17 protein-coding genes and 1 pseudogene are annotated in these 18,134 nt (G+C 51.7%); 14 read left to right on the forward strand and 4 right to left on the reverse strand.

Annotated elements, in window-relative coordinates:
- Positions 1-16: 16 nt before the first annotated feature.
- Positions 17-1,135 (forward strand): alanine racemase, encoded by a 1,119-nt coding sequence (gene alr, locus AB1I49_RS01790; RefSeq protein ID WP_316610081.1) that lies wholly within the window; start codon positions 17-19, stop codon positions 1,133-1,135.
- Between the two features lie 27 nt (positions 1,136-1,162).
- Positions 1,163-2,188, forward strand: a complete 1,026-nt coding sequence (locus AB1I49_RS01795; RefSeq protein ID WP_316610082.1) for a sugar-transfer associated ATP-grasp domain-containing protein — start codon at positions 1,163-1,165, stop codon at positions 2,186-2,188.
- A gap of 178 nt (positions 2,189-2,366) precedes the next feature.
- Here the strand turns inward: AB1I49_RS01795 and AB1I49_RS01800 are convergent, their stop codons facing one another.
- Both AB1I49_RS01800 and ychF read right to left on the reverse strand, forming a co-directional pair.
- Entirely contained in the window at positions 2,367-2,507 is a 141-nt protein-coding gene (locus AB1I49_RS01800; protein WP_216524639.1) for a hypothetical protein, read from the reverse strand.
- Positions 2,508-2,615: 108 nt separating this feature from the next.
- Complete coding sequence (gene ychF, locus AB1I49_RS01805; RefSeq protein WP_316610084.1) at positions 2,616-3,710, reverse strand: redox-regulated ATPase YchF; 1,095 nt, start codon at positions 3,708-3,710, stop codon at positions 2,616-2,618.
- An 85-nt stretch (positions 3,711-3,795) separates the two neighbouring features.
- Between ychF and AB1I49_RS01810 the strand changes: the two genes are divergently transcribed.
- From AB1I49_RS01810 to AB1I49_RS01860, 11 genes and pseudogenes are all read left to right on the forward strand, one after another.
- On the forward strand, positions 3,796-4,182 hold the full coding sequence (locus AB1I49_RS01810; protein ID WP_316610085.1) for a thioesterase family protein: 387 nt from the start codon (positions 3,796-3,798) through the stop codon (positions 4,180-4,182).
- Positions 4,172-4,828: an HAD hydrolase-like protein gene (locus tag AB1I49_RS01815; RefSeq protein WP_316610104.1), complete on the forward strand. Its 657-nt coding sequence runs from the start codon at positions 4,172-4,174 to the stop codon at positions 4,826-4,828. The genes AB1I49_RS01810 and AB1I49_RS01815 overlap by 11 nt, the downstream gene beginning before the upstream one ends.
- Before the next feature lie 52 nt (positions 4,829-4,880).
- Entirely contained in the window at positions 4,881-5,354 is a 474-nt protein-coding gene (locus AB1I49_RS01820) for a DUF4830 domain-containing protein (RefSeq protein ID WP_407721238.1), read from the forward strand.
- Positions 5,338-6,060: a pseudouridine synthase gene (locus AB1I49_RS01825; protein WP_407721618.1), complete on the forward strand. Its 723-nt coding sequence runs from the start codon at positions 5,338-5,340 to the stop codon at positions 6,058-6,060. The genes AB1I49_RS01820 and AB1I49_RS01825 overlap by 17 nt, the downstream gene beginning before the upstream one ends.
- 146 nt (positions 6,061-6,206) lie before the next feature.
- A complete protein-coding gene (locus AB1I49_RS01830; protein ID WP_316610088.1) occupies positions 6,207-7,316 on the forward strand; it encodes an ABC transporter ATP-binding protein in 1,110 nt (369 codons plus the stop codon).
- A 476-nt stretch (positions 7,317-7,792) separates the two neighbouring features.
- On the forward strand, positions 7,793-8,878 hold the full coding sequence (locus AB1I49_RS01835; RefSeq protein WP_316610089.1) for a PucR family transcriptional regulator: 1,086 nt from the start codon (positions 7,793-7,795) through the stop codon (positions 8,876-8,878).
- 157 nt (positions 8,879-9,035) lie between these two features.
- Positions 9,036-9,698: pseudogene (gene ftsE, locus AB1I49_RS01840) on the forward strand (cell division ATP-binding protein FtsE); the annotation flags it as partial.
- A 285-nt stretch (positions 9,699-9,983) separates the two neighbouring features.
- Positions 9,984-10,889, forward strand: coding sequence for a permease-like cell division protein FtsX (gene ftsX, locus AB1I49_RS01845; RefSeq protein ID WP_316611359.1), 906 nt, complete (start codon positions 9,984-9,986; stop codon positions 10,887-10,889).
- 23 nt (positions 10,890-10,912) lie between these two features.
- On the forward strand, positions 10,913-12,274 hold the full coding sequence (locus AB1I49_RS01850; protein WP_407721239.1) for a murein hydrolase activator EnvC family protein: 1,362 nt from the start codon (positions 10,913-10,915) through the stop codon (positions 12,272-12,274).
- Between the two features lie 10 nt (positions 12,275-12,284).
- Positions 12,285-13,478: a murein hydrolase activator EnvC family protein gene (locus AB1I49_RS01855; protein WP_316610095.1), complete on the forward strand. Its 1,194-nt coding sequence runs from the start codon at positions 12,285-12,287 to the stop codon at positions 13,476-13,478.
- Between the two features lie 163 nt (positions 13,479-13,641).
- Complete coding sequence (locus tag AB1I49_RS01860) at positions 13,642-14,595, forward strand: GTPase domain-containing protein (protein WP_407721240.1); 954 nt, start codon at positions 13,642-13,644, stop codon at positions 14,593-14,595.
- Between the two features lie 87 nt (positions 14,596-14,682).
- Here the strand turns inward: AB1I49_RS01860 and AB1I49_RS01865 are convergent, their stop codons facing one another.
- On the reverse strand, positions 14,683-15,456 hold the full coding sequence (locus AB1I49_RS01865) for a hypothetical protein (RefSeq protein WP_407721241.1): 774 nt from the start codon (positions 15,454-15,456) through the stop codon (positions 14,683-14,685).
- A 343-nt stretch (positions 15,457-15,799) separates the two neighbouring features.
- On the opposite strand from AB1I49_RS01865, the gene AB1I49_RS01870 reads away from it, so the two are divergent.
- Complete coding sequence (locus AB1I49_RS01870; RefSeq protein ID WP_407721242.1) at positions 15,800-16,369, forward strand: TetR/AcrR family transcriptional regulator; 570 nt, start codon at positions 15,800-15,802, stop codon at positions 16,367-16,369.
- 56 nt (positions 16,370-16,425) lie between these two features.
- On the opposite strand, the gene AB1I49_RS01875 is transcribed toward AB1I49_RS01870, so the two are convergent.
- Complete coding sequence (locus AB1I49_RS01875) at positions 16,426-18,009, reverse strand: hypothetical protein (RefSeq protein WP_407721244.1); 1,584 nt, start codon at positions 18,007-18,009, stop codon at positions 16,426-16,428.
- Positions 18,010-18,134 lie beyond the last annotated feature (125 nt).

Raw genomic sequence — 18,134 nt, forward strand, 5'->3', positions numbered from 1 at the left:
GAAAAGAGGGAAAACGGTGAGAAAGCTGACTCAGAGAACCGAAGCGGTCGTCAATCTCAGAGCGCTCGAGCACAATGTAAAAAATATCCGCGCACGCCTCGGCAGCGGCGTCGAAATCATGGCTGTGCTCAAGGGCGACGGCTACGGACACGGAGAAAAGGGCATCTACCCGACGCTGAAAAGCTGCGGCATCGAGCGTTACGCGGTCGCGGTCTGGGAGGAAGGCGCGTCCCTGCGTAATGCGGGCTGCACCGAGCCGATCCTTCTACTCGGCGACACCTGCGACGGTCAGCTCGAGAACCTGATAAAGTTCAACCTCACGCCCGCGATCTTTTCGCTCGACACCGCCGAAAAGCTCAACACCCTCGCAAAGTGGGGAGGAGTCACACAGCCTGTCCACATCAAGATCGACACGGGCATGAGCCGCATAGGATTCCCCGCCGACGAGAGCGCGGTTGAGTCGGTGCGCCGCATCAGCGAGATGTCTAACCTCGAGATCACGGGAGCGTTCACGCACTTCTCGCGCGCGGATGAGCCTGACGGAGCGAGCGCGAAGGCGCAGTTTGAAAAATATATCCGCTTTATCGAGCAGCTCGAGGACGCCGGGATCCATATCCCGATGAAGCACGTTGCGAACAGCCCCGCGATTCTGCTTCGTCCCGAGGTTCAGCTCGACGCCGTGCGCGCGGGCGACGCGCTCTTCGGACTCTGCCCGATCGACGAGGACGACTGGAAAAACGAGGACTTCATGCAGGTCATGAACTGGTACACCTACGTCGTCATGGTCAAGGAGGTTCCCGTCGGCACAGAGGTCGGCTACGGCGGCACCTTTGTCGCCGAACGCCCCACAAAAATCGCGACGATTCCCGTGGGCTTCGCGGACGGCTACAGCCGCAAGCTCTCGAACAAGGGTAAGGTCAGGATCAACGGCAAGGAAGCGCCGATTATCGGACGTGTCTGCATGGATCAGTTCATGGTCGACGTAACCGACATCGGCGAGGTCAAGCGCGGCGATACCGTCAGTCTGCTCGACGAGGAGCTGAGTGTGCTGTGGATGGCAGACCTGCTCGACTGCAACGTCGACGAGATCGTCTGCGGCATCTCAAAGCGCGTTCCGCGGATCTACGAATATTAATTTGTATAAATGAGAGGTATGTGAACAATGGCTAATTATATTTTCAAAATTCTCGCACACGCGAGCTTAGGAAAAATGCGCGAGGCGGTCAAGACTGTCCACGAGCGTTCGGGCAAAAACAGCGTTAAGATTTTCTTTGATATGCTCTACTGCGCCAAGAAGTACGGCGCGGGTTACTATGACTACCAGATTTTCGCGTTCTACAATCTCACAAAGGAGCAGCGCGCGACCTACGTTACCCGCCTTATCAGCAAGAAGTTCAACACCTTCATGAACGACTACGACTACGCCCACTTCCTCGAGAACAAGGACGAGTTCAACAAGCTCTACAAGAAGTACATCGGCAGAGAGTTTGTCCAGCTCCAGGAGGCGACGAAGGAGGAGGTCGAGAAGTTCTGCTCCGAGCGCGAGTACATCTTCTGCAAAATGCAGGATCTCGAGTGCGGCCATGGCTGCGAGAGAATCAAAATCAGCGACTACAGCAGCTTTGACGAGCTTTACAAGTACCTCACCGACAAGGGCTTCTGCACCCTCGAGGACAACATCGAGCAGCACCCCGCGCTGAGCAAGCTCTATCCCAACGCGGTAAATTCCATGCGTATCATCACCGTCCTCGACAAGGACGGCGAGGCTCATGTGCTCTATATCGTACAGAAAATGGGTCTCGGCGGCAGCATCATCGACAACAACTGCCTCTTCACTCCCGTAAATCCCGAAACGGGCGAGATCATGTATCCCGCGCATTCGGGCGATACGCTCAAGGGCATTATCTATACCGAGCACCCCGACACCCACGTAAAGCTCCAGGGCTATGTGATTCCGTACGTAAAGCAGGCGGTTCAGATGTGCCTCGAGGCGGCGAAGATCACTCCGCAGATCCGCTACGTCGGCTGGGACGTCGCGACAATGCCCAACGGCCCCGCGATTATCGAGGGCAACACCTACTGCGCGCATGACTTCTGGCAGCTTCCGCCTCACACCCCCGACGGAATCGGTATGCTCCCGAAAATCAAGGAGTACATTCCCGAGTTCTTTGAGGGCAAAATCAAATAATCAAGCAATCAAAAGCCGGCTCATGTGGAGCCGGCTTTGTTTTTTACTTCCGTAGAGCTGTGACGTTTGACAAAGCTGAGCACGCCTTCCGTCCCATCGCAACGCTCAATCCCAACGTTGACGGCGGTTGCCGTTCAGCAAATCCTTTCAATATGCGGAGAAAGCGTCCTCAGACGCCTTAGCAGCCGCAGCCGCAGCCGTCGTTGTTGCCGCAACCGCAGCCGTTACCGTTGCCGTTGTTGCCGCAGCAACAGCAGAGGATGAGAATGAGAATGATGATGCCGCAGCAGCCGCCGTTGTTGTTACCGAAGAAATTCATACATTTGCCTCCTTTCGTTTACACTACATACTATTGCGAAGGAGACATTGTGTGCATAAAAAATACCGCCCGAAATCAATCGGGCGGCTGAATACCGAATACTATATATTATACATTGAATCTGAACAGAACAACGTCGCCGTCCTTCATGACGTACTCCTTGCCCTCGCTGCGAACCAGACCCTTTTCTTTTGCAGCCGCCATGCTTCCGCAGGCGATGAGGTCGTCATAGGCAATGACCTCGGCTCTGATAAAGCCGCGCTCGAAGTCGGAGTGGATCTTGCCTGCCGCCTGAGGCGCCTTAGTTCCGTTCTTTATCGTCCAGGCGCGAACCTCCTGCTTGCCGGCGGTGAGGTAGGAGATAAGACCGAGCAGCGCGTAGCATTCCTTGATAAGACGGTCGAGTCCGCTCTCCTCAAGTCCCATGTCCGCGAGGAAGAGCTCCTTCTCCTCGGCGTCCATCTCAACGATTTCCTCCTCGATCTGCGCGCAGATAGGAAGAACTCCGGAGTGCTCCTCGGCGGCGATCTTCTTTACCGCCTGATAGCCGACGTTCTGCTCGATGCCTGAAGAGAAGTCCTCGTCGCTCATGTTCGCCGCATAAATCACGGGTTTGCTCGTCAGCAGCGCGACCTCGCTCAGCAGAGCCTTCTCTTCATCGTCGCACTCAACCGAGCGCGCGGGCTTGCCGTTCTCGAGAGCCTCGAGCACGCGCTGATAGAAGTCGATATCGCGCTGATATTTCTTGTCGCCCTTGAGCATCTTCTTTGTCTTGTCGATTCTGCGCTCCATCATCTCGAGGTCGGAGAGGATCAGCTCGAGGTTTATGGTTTCAATGTCGCGGGCGGGGTTGATGCTGCCCTCAACATGAATGATATCGTCGTTCTCAAAGCAGCGGACTACGTGGACAATCGCGTCGCACTCGCGGATATTCGAGAGGAACTTGTTGCCCAGACCCTCGCCCTTTGACGCGCCCTTTACCAGACCTGCGATGTCGACGAACTCGATCGACGCGGGAGTGTACTTGTCGGGGTCGTACATCTCGGCGAGCACGTCAAGACGCTTGTCGGGAACCGCGACCACGCCGATGTTCGGCTCGATGGTGCAGAACGGATAGTTCGCGCTCTGAGCGCCCGCATTCGTGATTGCGTTGAACAGCGTGCTCTTTCCGACGTTCGGAAGTCCTACAATACCTAATTTCATAACAATAATCCCCTTAATCACTTGTCTATTATCAAAATATATGGTATCATAAAACCGAGAAAATTACAAGTAGATAGGTGATTTTATGTCAAATACGCTTTCAAAATCCCTCCGCGTTGAGGAAGAAAACCTCGCCTGTGCAATGGGCAGCGGCAGTCTTGCGGTTCTTGCGACTCCCGCGGTAGTCGCGCTGATGGAAAACGCTGCGGCAGCTCTCGCTGACGAGATCCTCGCGGACGAAACCCTCACAACCGTCGGCACGATGATTTCGATTGAGCACACAAGCCCCACTCCGATTGCGGCGGACGTAACCGCGACGGCGACGCTTACCTCACAGGACGGCAGATTTTTCCACTTTGACGTGACCGCCTGCGACAAGAAGGGCGAGATCGCCAAGGGCACCCACACCCGCGTCAGCGTGAAGGCGGACAGATTCCAGGAAAAGGCGGACAGAAAATTTGATGAAGTATAAATACCTTCTTTTTGACCTCGACGGCACCGTAAGTGAGAGCGCCGAAGGCATACGCGCCTCTCTCGAGTACGCGATAAACACCCTTGGCGCGCCAATGCCCGACCTCAGCGATTACACGCGCTATGTCGGGCCGCCGCTTATCGACACCTTCCTCAACCTCGTCGGACTTGACCCCGGGACGGCTGAGCGCGGCGCGCAGCTTTACCGCGACTATTATAATGAAAAGGGAAAGTACCTCAACCGCGTCTACAAGGGCATTCCCGAGCTGCTCGGAAGGCTCAGGGAAGAGGACGTGAAGATGTGCATCTGCAGCTCGAAGTACGAGCTGTTTGCCGAGGAGATCATCGGGATCCTCGGACTTGGCGGCGACTTTGACGCGGTTTGCGGCTCTAACATCGACGGCAGCCGCAAGGACAAGAAGGATCTGATCCCGTACGCCGTCGCTTGTCTGGGCGGCGACTTTGAGCGCGACAGAGAGCGCACAGTCATGCTCGGCGACACGTGGTACGACGCCAAGGGCGCGAGACTCTGCGGCGTTGATTTCATAGGCGTGCGCTACGGCTACGGCGAAATATCCGACATGGAAGAGCAGGGTGCGAAGCTGTTTGCCGATACCCCCGGAGAGCTTTTTGAGCTTTTAAAATAGTATATGTATATTAATTCATTCCTCCGCATATGCTGTAGCGGAGGTTTTGAATATGGTGGTTTTTAATTTCAGACTGAAATCAAAGGCGGCGGCAGCTGCAGCGGCAGCGTTTGTCGCGGTGCTGACGGCGGTGATCTGCGCGTTCTGCGCTGCGAATGCCCAAACGACCGTAGAGGCGGCTCCCACGATAAACGACGGCAACTATGCCGAGGAACGCGCGGTGGGAGAGTACCTCGACTCTCTGGGCTACACCGACAGGACGCTTGTTTCATGTGACAGCGTGAAAATCCCGCGCGAGTTTGACGGCGTTTACGGCGACTACAACGCGCTGCAGGAGAAAAACGGCTTTGATCTGGGCAAATATAAGGGAAAGACCGTCAGGCGGTACACGTACTCCCTCGGCGGAACAAATTCGGAGTTCGCGGTAGTCCTCGCCAAAAACGGAGAGGTCATCGGCGGACACCTGACGGACGGAGAATACGGCGGCGACGACGCGCCGCTTGACAAAGATGGAAAGACTGGATAAATTTCTCAGCGTGCGCAGCGGCATGAGCCGCAAGGAAGCGCAAAAAAGAATCAAAAGCGGCGAGGTTACGGTGAATTCGGAGGTCTGCCGCGCGGCAGACTTCAAGGTAAACCCCGGCACCGACGCCGTAGCCCTGCGCGGACAGGCTGTCTGCGCGGACGAACACATTTACATAATGCTCAACAAGCCCGCGGGCGTGGTATCTGCGACCGAGGACAGACATGACAGAACCGTGCTCGATATCCTGCCGCCGGAGCTGAGGCGAAAGGGGCTTTTTCCCGCGGGAAGGCTCGACAAGGACACCGAGGGACTGCTGATAATCACCGACGACGGCGACTTTGCCCACCGTATGCTCTCGCCGAAAAAGCACGTGGAAAAGCGTTATATAGCGCAGATCGACGGCGAGATCACAGAGGATATGATAAGGGCATTTGAAAGGGGTATTACCTTCGCGGACGGCACGGAATGTCAGCCCGCAAGGCTCGAAATTGTACCAAACAGCGGCGGAATGTCGGGAATTGTCACTATTTGCGAAGGAAAGTACCATCAGGTGAAAAAAATGTTTTCAGTAGTCGGCCGCAAAGTTGTGCATCTTCAACGAATATCAATTGGAAATTTGTATTTGGATAGCAATTTGCCTATAGGGAATGCTAAAAAACTGACGAAATTGGATATAGATGCAATTTTTGTGGGCAATATACACTAAAAACAAGATGCGATTTTTACTTAATATTTATTTTTAATAAAATATCGAATAAATCTTTAGTCAAAATCTGTATAGTAAAAATTTGCTGAAAGTGGTATATTTATTTATGTAAATTAAGTTTACAATAAATTGGAGGTTATCAAAATATGGCAAGTCTATCATTAAGACACATCTACAAAGTATACGACGGCAACGTAACCGCCGTTAAGGATTTCAACCTTGAAATCGAGGATAAGGAATTCATCATCTTCGTAGGTCCTTCCGGTTGCGGTAAATCTACCACTCTCCGTATGATTGCAGGCCTTGAGGATATTTCCAAGGGCGAGCTCTACATCGGCGACAGACTCGTTAACGACGTTTCACCTAAGGACAGAGATATCGCGATGGTATTCCAGAACTACGCTCTGTATCCCCATATGTCCGTATACGACAACATGGCGTTCGGCCTCAAGCTCAGAAAGACTCCCAAGGAGGAGATCAAGAGAAGAGTAGAAGAAGCTGCCCGTATCCTCGGCATCGAGCAGTACCTCGAGAGAAAGCCGAAGGCTCTCTCCGGCGGTCAGAGACAGCGTGTTGCCATGGGTCGTGCTATCGTTCGTGATCCTAAGGTATTCCTTCTCGACGAGCCGCTCTCCAACCTCGACGCAAAGCTCCGTGCTCAGATGCGTACCGAGATTTCGAAGCTCTATCAGAGACTCGGTACCACATTTATCTACGTAACCCACGACCAGACCGAGGCTATGACTCTGGGTACCAGAATCGTAGTTATGAAGGACGGTATCGTTCAGCAGGTTGATACACCTCAGCACCTCTATGACCTGCCCTGCAATATGTTCGTAGCGGGCTTCATCGGCTCACCTCAGATGAACTTCATCAACGCGACCGTTTCCAAGAAGGGCGGCGAGTACACCCTCGACTTCGATAAGTATCAGGTTCCCGTTCCCGCCGAGAAGTGCTCTGCGGGTCAGCTCGATCCCTATGTAGGCAAGGAAGTTATCTTCGGTATCCGTCCTGAGCATACTCACGACGAGCCCGAGGAGATCGCAAAGGCAAAGATGCTCTTCGACGCTAAGGTAGACGTTACCGAACTCATGGGCGCAGAGATTTATCTCTATGTTACCATCGCAGGTCAGTCCATCACCGCTAGAGTTGCTCCTACCTCCACAGCTAAGGTCGGCGACGACATTAAGGTTTGCTTCAGCCTTGATAAGCTCCATATCTTTGATAAGGACACAGAGCAGATCATCACAAACTGATTCTGAATTCTTTATGACGGCAGGTTATCCTGCCGTCTTTTTTTGTGTGACAAGCGCGGGAGGTCTTGGCGGTTTCGGCGGGACAGTGCCCGCGGAGCGGAAGTTTGCGGTATTGTCAACGCGGGAATTTGAAAATTATATTGCTTTTTTAGAAAAAATATGCTATAATATAGAGCAGTAATGAAAATTGTTACAATTCTGTCACAATTCTGTCACATATCTCTGCTATAATAAAAACTGATTGGAGAGTGCTTTGGCGTATCTGCACAGATTAAAAGCGCTTTTTCTAAAAAAACTTAAAGAAATTTGTTGATAGAGGTTGATTTTTTCTTCAATTTTGTGTAATATGTATATGAGGGTATTGTAACTTTCTCGTCCCAAACGGCAGATAGCGCTTTTTGGGGCGGTCAGACAAGTACTTTGCGGTACATAATACCGATTTTGCATAAAATTTAGGAGAAAAAGAGGTTAATACTATGTCTAACAGATTATTTCAGGGTATTGTGCATCAGATGAAGGATGCCATCGACAGAACCATCGGCGTAATCGACGAAACTTCCGTTGTTATCGCCTGCTCTGAGCTTGGTAAAATCGGCGAGGTGAATGAGAGCATCAACTCCGAGACTCTCAGCTCGACTGCTCCGTTTGTGATCAACGGATACACCTACAAATCCTTTGGCAGCAGCGCCAAGTATGACTACGCCGTTTTCGTTCAGGGTACTGACGAGTACGCGCAGAAGTACGCTCAGCTGCTCAGCGTTTCGTTCGCGAGCATCAAGCAGTACTATGATGAGAAGTACGACCGTTCGAACTTCATCAAGAACGTCATTCTCGACAACATTCTCCCCGGAGATATCTACCTCAAGGCAAGAGAGCTTCACTTCAACTCCGAGGTTTCGCGCGTATGCCTGCTGATCAAGATCGTATCCAAGACAGACGTTTCCGCTTACGATATCGTACAGAACATCTTCCCCGACAAGACCAAGGACTTCGTTATCAATATCAACGAGGAGGAAATCGCGCTTGTCAAGGAGGTTAAGGCGGACACCGAGAGCCGCGACCTCGAGAAGCTCGCAAGCTCCATCGCGGACACCCTCTCCAGCGAATTCTACACCCACTGCGTTGTCGGTATCGGCACCACCGTTACGGGCATCAAGGATCTGGCGCGTTCCTTCAAGGAAGCACAGTCTGCCCTTGAGGTCGCCAAGGTATTCGACACCGAGCGCACTATCGTAAGCTATGATAACCTCGGCATCGCCCGTCTTATCTATCAGCTTCCGACGACCCTATGCAAAATGTTCCTCAAGGAGGTATTCAAGCGCGGCAGCATCGAGAGCCTCGACCAGGAGACCCTCTTCACTATCCAGCGCTTCTTCGAAAACAACCTCAACGTTTCGGAGACCTCGAGAAAGCTCTTTGTACACCGCAACACCCTCGTGTACAGACTTGAGAAGATCAAGAAGCTCACAGGTCTTGACCTGCGTGAGTTCGAGGACGCTATCGTATTCAAGGTAGCGTTAATGGTTAAAAAATATCTCAACGCCAGCCCCACAAAGTATTAATTTACAAAAAAACCGGCGTTGATCAATGGCTCTGAACGCCCGAAATGGGTGTTCAGGGCATTGGTATTTTAGCGGATAATGACAAATTGCACTTTTTATTTTCGCTTTTTGTGAAAAAGTCGTTTGTTCCGCACAAATCACAGACAAAGGTGTTTCTATGATTGAATTTCAGAATGTATCAAAAACCTATCCCAACGGCACCCACGCTCTCCACGACGTAAGCCTCAGCATTGACAAGGGCGAGTTCGTGTTCATCGTCGGCGCTTCGGGGGCGGGCAAGAGTACCTTCCTCAAGCTGATCATGCACGAGGAAACTCCCACCTCGGGCGAGATCATCATCAACGGCAACAAGCTCTCAAAGCTGCGCCGCAGAGATGTTCCGTATCTCCGCCGCCACATGGGCATCGTTTTCCAGGACTTCCGCCTGATCGAGAAGATGACTGTTTTTGACAACGTCGCTTTTGCGATGCGCGCGGTGGGCGAGAGTACCGCCACCATCAAGAAGAGAGTTCCCTACGTTCTCAACCTCGTCGGCCTGAAGGACAAGATGAAGAATAAGCCGAACGAGCTTTCGGGCGGCGAGCAGCAGCGCGTCAGCCTTGCGAGAGCTTTGGTAAACAATCCCGAAATCATCATTGCGGACGAGCCTACGGGCAACGTAGACCCCGAGCTTTCGCATGAGATAATCGAGCTGCTCAACGAGATCAACTCAATGGGCACCACCGTGCTTGTCGTTACTCACGAGCACGAGCTTGTGCGCGAATTCAACCAGCGCGTAGTAACCATCGACCACGGAAAGGTAATAGGCGACACCAGAAGCGGCAGATTCGCCACAGGCGCTTCCGAGGATTACGACGAGGACGACTACTCCATCGACTACAACGAGTACCGCGAGGAGAGCGGCTACACGGGCGAGAGGGAGTACTCCGACGACGAGATTCTCGAGAGCTACGAGGGTCTGGGCTATGACGACGACGTCGACGAAGCCGGAACAGCGGAGGACGACGCGCCTCAGTACCCAGACAACGTGGTAATTGTTCCCGATGACGACGACCGTCTCGGCTAAAAAATAACGCGAGTTTTCGCGCAAGAAAAGGATAATTGTATGAAAGGCTTTGGCTATCTTGTAAAAGAGGGCTTCAAGAACGTCTGGAGTAACCGAATCATGAGTATCGCGTCAGTCTGCGTGCTCATCAGCTGCCTTATCCTGACGGGTGCGGCGGCGCTGTTTTCCATCAACGTCGCAAAAATGGTTGACGAGGTGGGAGAGAGCAACGAAACCATCGTTTACATCAAGGAAGGTTATTCCCAGCTTGAGGCCGTCTATGTCGGAAAGGAAATCGAAAAGGTGCCCAACGTCGCCTCGGCGAGATTTTACTCAAAGGAAGAGGCGTTTGAGCAGTACCGCTCAACTCTCGGCGACAGCCTGTTCTCCAGGATCGAGGACAGAAATCCGCTTCCAGATTCCTTCATTGTCGTGATGCACGACCTCTCACAGTATGACGACACAGTCGCACAGATCCAGAAGATCGAGGGTGTTGACCCCGACACGATCCTCAACCGTAAGGATTTCGCGGACAAGCTGACACGTATCAGCAGCCTCGTAACCATCTTCTCGATCGCGGTTGTTTCCGCGCTGCTGGTAATTTCGCTGTTCATCATCGCGAATACCATCCGCGCCACAATGTATTCACGCCGCTTTGAAATCAGCATTATGAAGTCTGTCGGTGCCACAAACTCGTTTGTACGAATGCCGTTCCTTGTCGAAGGCATGGTCATCGGTCTGATTTCCGCAATTATCGCCACAGGCGCTCTCGCCCTTGTTTATCAGGGCGTAGGAATGGTGGTCGAGAACGCGCAGTCCATGTTTGACTTCATTCCGTATATCGACGTACTGCCCTACGTAGCGGCGGCGTTCACCGTATTCGGTGTGTTCGTCGGCTTCTGCGGCGGCTTCCTCTCCATCCGCAAGTATCTTAAAATGGAAGGTAACGAAATTCTCGGATGGTAATTCCCCTGAAAGGAGTTAAATATATGAAAAGACTTAAAATGATTCTATGCGCAATGCTCAGTGTTTGCATCGTATCCGTACCCGTATTCGGTTCGGTCGTTTCCGTTTCGGCGGAGGACGTCGACTCTCTCCGCGCGCAGCTCATCGAGCTCAAGGAGAAGGAGTCCGAGTATAAGGCGATCCTCAGCCAGTCTGAGAACGAGATCGCAGACCAGAAGGAGTACAACGACGCTCTGGTTGAGAAGATCAGTGTTCTCGGCGAGAAGATCAACCTCACCCGCGAGTCCATCGCAAAGCTCAACGAAAGCATTGCCGAAAACCAGAAGAAAATCGATGCGGGCAACGCCAGTATCGAAGGTCAGCTCGACGCGCTCTGCGAGCGTCTGAGAGCGATTTATATGGCGGGAAGCGCCAGCGACCTCGAGATCATTCTCGGCGCTAAGGACTTTTCCGACCTCATTGACAAGATGAACCTCGTCAAGAGCCTCTCGAAGTACGACCAGGATCTTATTGACCAGGTCAACGTTAAGCTCGCCGAGATTCAGGTCAGCAAGGACGCCATGCTCAAGGATAAGGAGGCGCTCGTCGCCGACCAGGAATCCCTTGACGCGGATATGGCGGATCTCAACGAGACACTCGAAGCCAATAAGGACAGGCTTGCGAACCTCGAGATCTCAAAGAGCGACGCTCAGACTGTTCTGAGCGGACTCAGCGACAGCAAGTCAGAGATCGAGGCGAATATCGCCAAGATCCTTCAGGAGCAGCAGGAGGAGTCCCGCAAGGCTATGGAGGCCGCCAAGAAAAAGAGCAGCGGCGGCAGCAGTTCCTCGAACAGCAGCGGCTCATCTGAGCAGAAAGCCACAGAGCCCGCGGCCGCTTCAAATGAAGATCCCGAGCCCGAGCCCCAGCCTGACCCGACTCCCTATACTCCCGATCCCACACCCTCGAGCGGCAGCTACGTATGGCCTGCTCCCGGCGTGTACTACATCAGCTCCGACTACGGCGATTCCGAGGACAGAGGCTACAGCCACAGCGGCGCAGATATCGCGGGGCCGATGTACAGCACCATCGTCGCGGCTGACAGCGGCACCGTTATCGCGACCTACTCGGGCTGCGTACACAACTGGGGCAAGAGCGGCGACTGCGGCTGCGGCGGCAGCTACGGCAACTATGTCATGATCGACCACGGCAACGGCAAGTGGACTATCTACGGCCACCTCGCAAGCGTCGACGTCAGCGAGGGTCAGTCCGTTTCCGCGGGACAGCAGATCGGTTCCATGGGCTCCACAGGCCACTCCACAGGCCCGCACCTCCACTTTGAGTGCCGCCTCAACGGCTACACCTACGACCCCGACGTTGAAATTGGCTACAGATCGCTGATGTAAGGCGGCTGCCATGACGAAATGTAAGAAGATTTTCTGTGCGCTGCTCAGCGTTTGCCTGATAACGGTCGCTCCCATAGGAACGGTGTTCTCCGTTTCCGCCGAGGAGGAAACCGACACGCATTCGCTGGCAGAGCGTATTTCCAACCTCGGACAGAAAAAGGAAGAATATGAGAAAATCCTTCAGAAAAATGCCAAGGAAATTTCCGACAAAGAGGAGTACAACCGTGCGCTCACCGAGAAAATCAAGGTGCTCAGCGAGAAGGTCACACTGACGCGCGAGTCTATTTCAGACCTCACGGACAGTATTTCCACGAGTCAGAAGGAAATTGACCAGGCGAACGAGGATATCGAGGGACAGCTTGACGCGCTATGCGGACGTCTGAGAGCGATTTATATGGCAGGCAGCGCCAGCGAGCTTGAGATCATTCTCGGCGCGAAGGATTTTTCGGATATGATAGACAAGGTCAACCTTGTCAAAACTCTCACGAAGTACGACGACGAGCTGATTGAAAACATCAGCGACAAGCTCGACGAGATCGAGAACAAGCAAACTCAGATGCAGGAGGATAAGGAGCAGCTTCTGACCGACGAGACGACACTCGACGCGGATCTCAAGGATTTCAACAAAACCCTTGAGGAGAATGAGGAAACCCTCAAAAAGCTCAGAGATTCCTCTGCCGAGGCGCAGGATTTCCTCGCCGACGCGGACAACGAGCAAACTCTGATGGAGTCTCAGATACGCAAGTATTTTGAGAAGAAGGCTCAGACCGCCGACATCGTTACCGACGGCAAATATGTCTGGCCGTGTCCGGGCTACTACACGCTTTCCTCACTGTTCAGAGAGAACCGCACCTCGTATTTCCACGGCGGAATCGATATCGCGGGCGGCGGAATCATGGGTTCGCCTGTGCTTGCCGCGGAGGCTGGAACGGTCGTCGGCGTGTTCACCGGCTGCCCTCACAACTGGGGCAAGGAGAAATGCTGCGCGTGCGGCAGCTACGGCAACTATGTCTGGCTCGACCACGGCAATGGCAAGGAGACCATCTACGGTCACCTCACCAGCGCGGGTGTACAGCCGGGCGATACCGTCAAAAAAGGACAGGTCATCGGTCTTGTAGGCTCAACGGGCAACTCCACGGGCCCGCATCTCCACTTCGAGTGCCGCATGAACGGCGACAAGTATGATCCAATGACTGAGTTTTAATAATCCAGGGCGAGCATTGAGCTCGCCCTTTTCTTTTGCTTCGGAAACGTCAAAACGTATTGATAAAGCTATGAAAATTGCATTGAAATCTTGAAAGCGGACAGATAATGTTGTATGATAAAATAAATGAAACCAGCGCACATTTCAGGCAACGGAGAACAACATGGAAAATCGGAATGATTATGATTTGAACAGCGCGCTCGCACGGTGCCGTCAGAGCGCTCAGAACGGATATGAGATAGCTTCTGCCCAGCTCGGAATTATCGAGCGGACGCTTCGCTCGGCACGTGAGGAAACCGAGCGGTCGGTAACGCTTCTTAACGGAAAATCCGTCTACCTTGCGGATTTGAACCGTCTTCTGTCGCGCCAGATCAAGGATATCTGCAAGGCGTTTGATGAATTGAGCGAGCAGCCGCGCGAACAGCTCAAAAAGCTGCACGGTAATCTGAGCAGCTTCAACATCACGCTTTTCGGCAGAACCATGGCGGGAAAATCCACGCTCATGGAGGTGCTCACGCACGGCGACGGAAAGGCGATCGGCAACGGCGCGCAGCGAAAGACCCGCGATATCCGCTCGTATGAGTGGAACGGCCTGCGTATAACCGACGTGCCGGGAATCGGCGCGTTCAACGGGCAGAAGGACGAGGATATTGCCTTTGAAGCCGCCAAAAACGCGGATATGATACTGTTTCTGATGACTGACGACGGCGTACAGTCGCAGGAGGCGGAATGCTTCCGCTCGATTCTGGAGCTCGGCAAGCCCGTACTGTGCATTATGAACGTCAAGGCGAGCGTCGATATCAGCGAGGACGTGCGGTATATCACCGAGGATATTGACGAGGCGTTTCAGATACCGAGGCTAGAGGAGATACGCAGTCAGTTTGTCGGCTTCGGTTCTCTTGCAGGTCAGGACTGGAGAGCGGTTCCGTTTGTTTACACACACCTGCGTTCGGCGTTTCTCGCGCAGCAGACAAAGGATCCCCAAAAAAAGACCAAATTCAGACCAACCACAAGCAGCAGAATAATCGTCATAAATAATATTTTTTGTATAACAGAGAAACTATCCTCGAAAAATCTCGACACCATATATGGTAGGATACGGCACATAACAGAATAAAAATGATTTTGATTTGGTGGAAAAGATGCTTCCAATCCAATGAATTTGAAACTGACATACAGTTACACCGCCCGGAGCGCCCTTTCATCAATACCAATTATAGTTGTAATAATTGCTTCCTGCTCCGATGATAAAGTAGTTCATCATTTGAGCGGATCTTGCCGCGTTGATTTCCTCATCGGTATATTCAAACTCGAATTTTACCGCGCCGTTTGTTCCTGATTTTAGGATTGTGCCGGTTATGATACCGTTTTCCTTCTCGACCTCTACGGTCTTTTGAATCTGAGAAGGAGCTTCTCGAAAATCCGCCGAAATAATTTTTACAATGCCGTCGCTGTCATACTTAGTTGTGTAAGTACCGTTGAATCTCGTCCAGTTTTTCTTTGTTTGGGACGTCCATTTTGTAAAGTAGCCGGTGTTGATGCTCTTTTTGATTACGCCGTTCTCTGTGAAAATCTGAACCGAATCCATCTCCTCGGCAAATTCTTCAGGAGAATACTCAGTGCCCGGCGTGTACCTTGAACCCAAAAGAGAAGTAAAATATCCGTCGCCGTTAGCATACTGATAGATGGTGTCGCTTGATCCGCCGCCCTCATTATCGGTATGGACGTTGTAAACCCTTCCGTTGTTGTACTCGATTTTCGTGGTTTCATGATCAGCGTCATTCTTTATGACGGAAGTTTTAGGCATATTGTTTTCAAAAGTATATTCAAAAAGCATTTTTGATGAGCCGATCTCTTCATCGCTGTAAACCTGTTCTATCATCGTGGGATACGCGTTTTGATATTCCACGTTCTGCGTGTAATCCAAGCTCCATTCATTTGTATCATAGTCAGCACAGTACACTTTTACGCTTTTCACAAGTCTGTGTTTTGTTCCGTCAATATCCGTGGACGGGGCTGTATTTACTTCAGCGGCAAAAGCCGGGACCGTGGATGCAAAAAAAGTTGCCATGCAAATAAGAGCACAAAATATTTTTTTCATTTTTTATTTCTCCGTTTCTTCTGTGTCATATTTTTTACTGTGGTTATATGATAACATCTAATCAAAATATAATCCATATTCAACTCTCCGCCGATCTGTCTGTTTTCGGACAGTTTGCAGAACAGTCGTCTATATTCGGACAGTTTGCAATATAATTGTCTATATCTTGCAATCCGCCGGAAAATTTGATATGATACTAGCATACCGAAGGAGCGTGGATATGATGAGTGAAAGCAAGCACAACCGCAGGACGCAAAGAACCAAAAGGGCGATCTACACCGCGTTTGCCGAGCTGTTGTCCGAAAAGGAGCTGCACAAGATCACCGTGCAGGAGCTGGTTGACAGAGCGGATATCGGACGCGCGACTTTTTACACGCATTATCTTGATATATACGATCTCAACGAAAAAATCGAGGGAGAAACCATGACCGAGATCGCGTATATCGCGCTGGAGCTCGGTGAACAGCCCGCGGAGGCATTTTTCAAGAGTCTGCTGGATTATATGTCTGATAACCGCGCGGTGTTCAAAATGATTTTCAGTCCCAACAACACCGGACAGCTGCACGCCGACCTCACCCAAATGATAGAGGGCGTGTTCCGTCAGGTGGAGAGCGAGAAAACAGGCTCAAAGCTCGACGACAAACGCCTTGCCTATATAAGCCGCTACCGTGCGCAAGGCTGTTTGGCGGTGATCTCGATGTGGGTAGAGGGCGGCTTTGCCGAGCCGAAGGAGTTTATCGTTGAAACGATCACCGAGCTTGACAACAGCATAGAAGGAATAACAGCATAAAAACACCGCCCTTTCGGTTCTATCCAAAAGGGCGGTTTCTGTTGCTATGTCGTTATTTACGCGAGCTTGAATACGCAGGCGTTGCCGCTGTACGCGTAGTTCCATCTATCATTCTTCCAAATGTTGACGCCGCAGTCGATCAGTTGGATCGTGCGCTCGCTCGCGCCTACTTGGTCGATATTGATCCCCTTGTAGCAGGATCTTTGATAGTTGTAGCCGACGAGCTCTGAAAGGCTGCTGACAGAATCGTTACGTGCGCCCTCAGTAACGAGGTTGGTGTTTTGAGGAAGGTTGGATGTATCGAATCCGTTTTGATCGAGCAGCGTGCGCAGGGTGATTCCCTTGCTGCTTGCGTCGTTAGCAAGCGCTTTGATCTTGTCACCGTTGAGCGCGTCGCCGGCGAGGGTGTTGTTGAACCAGTCTGCGGTGTTTTTACCCGCGTCATCAGACCATTTTCCGTTTGCGTTGGGATTTTTTGTGTGATCCAGCACGCTGAGCTTATTGCTCATAGCAATGTTTGAGTTGCCCTTGTCCACATATATGCAGCGTGAACCTTCCGTAACTCTCTGATACAGTCCATAGAAAATGTCGGTAGGATATATCGGCTTCAGTTCCACCGTTGTGATCCAACCGTTATAGGGCTTTATTTTATAGTATTTTCCTCCTAAAGAAAAGTCAGCATTATCGTAATGCACACCGTCGCTGCCGATATAATATATGCTTTCTCCTTCTTTTATCTCATCCGTGGTCAAATACCTATTAACTTCTTTTATCTCGTCGGCAACGTCGTCCGCGTCCCGGCAGATATGCGCTGAAAAGTCTTTGTTGATTGCCGCCTGCGTTTTTTCGGGCAAAGCGTTTACGTAAAGCTGCGCGGAAAGGCTTTCCATAATGGTGGCGCAACCTGCGGAGTAAGCAGACATAACGTAATCGCATACGGGCTTAGCCTTGTCTATAGCTTCGCCGCTGAGCAGGCTGGTGTTGGTGTAGTGGTTGTATGAAAGTTCAAAAATGTTATTGTTTCTGGTCATGACAGGCTGCTTGAACAGCTCGTTGAGCGAGCCGAGGACGTCCTCAAATTTAGCTCTCCATTCGCTGTAGTTACCGGTCAGGCTTGCGATCTTAGCCATCTTGTCGGCGTTGCTGAGCTTGGTGTTTACGAGCGTCTCGTCGATCTTCTTTTGCATCGCCCTTGTCTGCGACTTGAATTCGATGAACTTGTTGTAGAAGCTGTTGATGCCGAGCTCTGTGGTGAACGCCGTTTTCATCGAGCTTTCAAGGCTGTCGATCCTGTCAAACAGCTTGTCGATCTTGTCACTGATCTCGTCTAACTTCTGAGCGGTCTGATCTTCGGTGCCGACAAAGGAATCGAGCAGTCCGCCGAGCGCCGGGGTAACGAACTTGCCCCAACCGGTGCACTCTTCAAGCACCTTGAAGATGGTCGATGAGGTGAGGTTCTTTACCGCGTTCAAATCGCTGTCGAGTTTGATACTGTAGTCGTCGGTGATCGTCGTGCCGGCAGAAACGGTGTTTGAAGCCGCCGAAGCGCTTGTCAGCGCAACGGTGCCGACCGAACAAACGGTGATGGCCGATAATACTGTTGATATGATCCTTGTTTTGATTTTATTAGTCTTTTTCATGGTGTTATCTCCTTTTCTTTGATTTTGTTTTGGGATTTTGTTTTCGTGTCCCCTTGACTTTGGCTATATCATAACACCGATTTCAGGCAAATACAATCTTCAAAAAAGCCGCTGTTTGTCTACAT

The organism is Ruminococcus sp. NATIVEDY160 (genome assembly GCF_045819885.1).
Lineage (GTDB): Bacteria > Bacillota > Clostridia > Oscillospirales > Acutalibacteraceae > Ruminococcoides.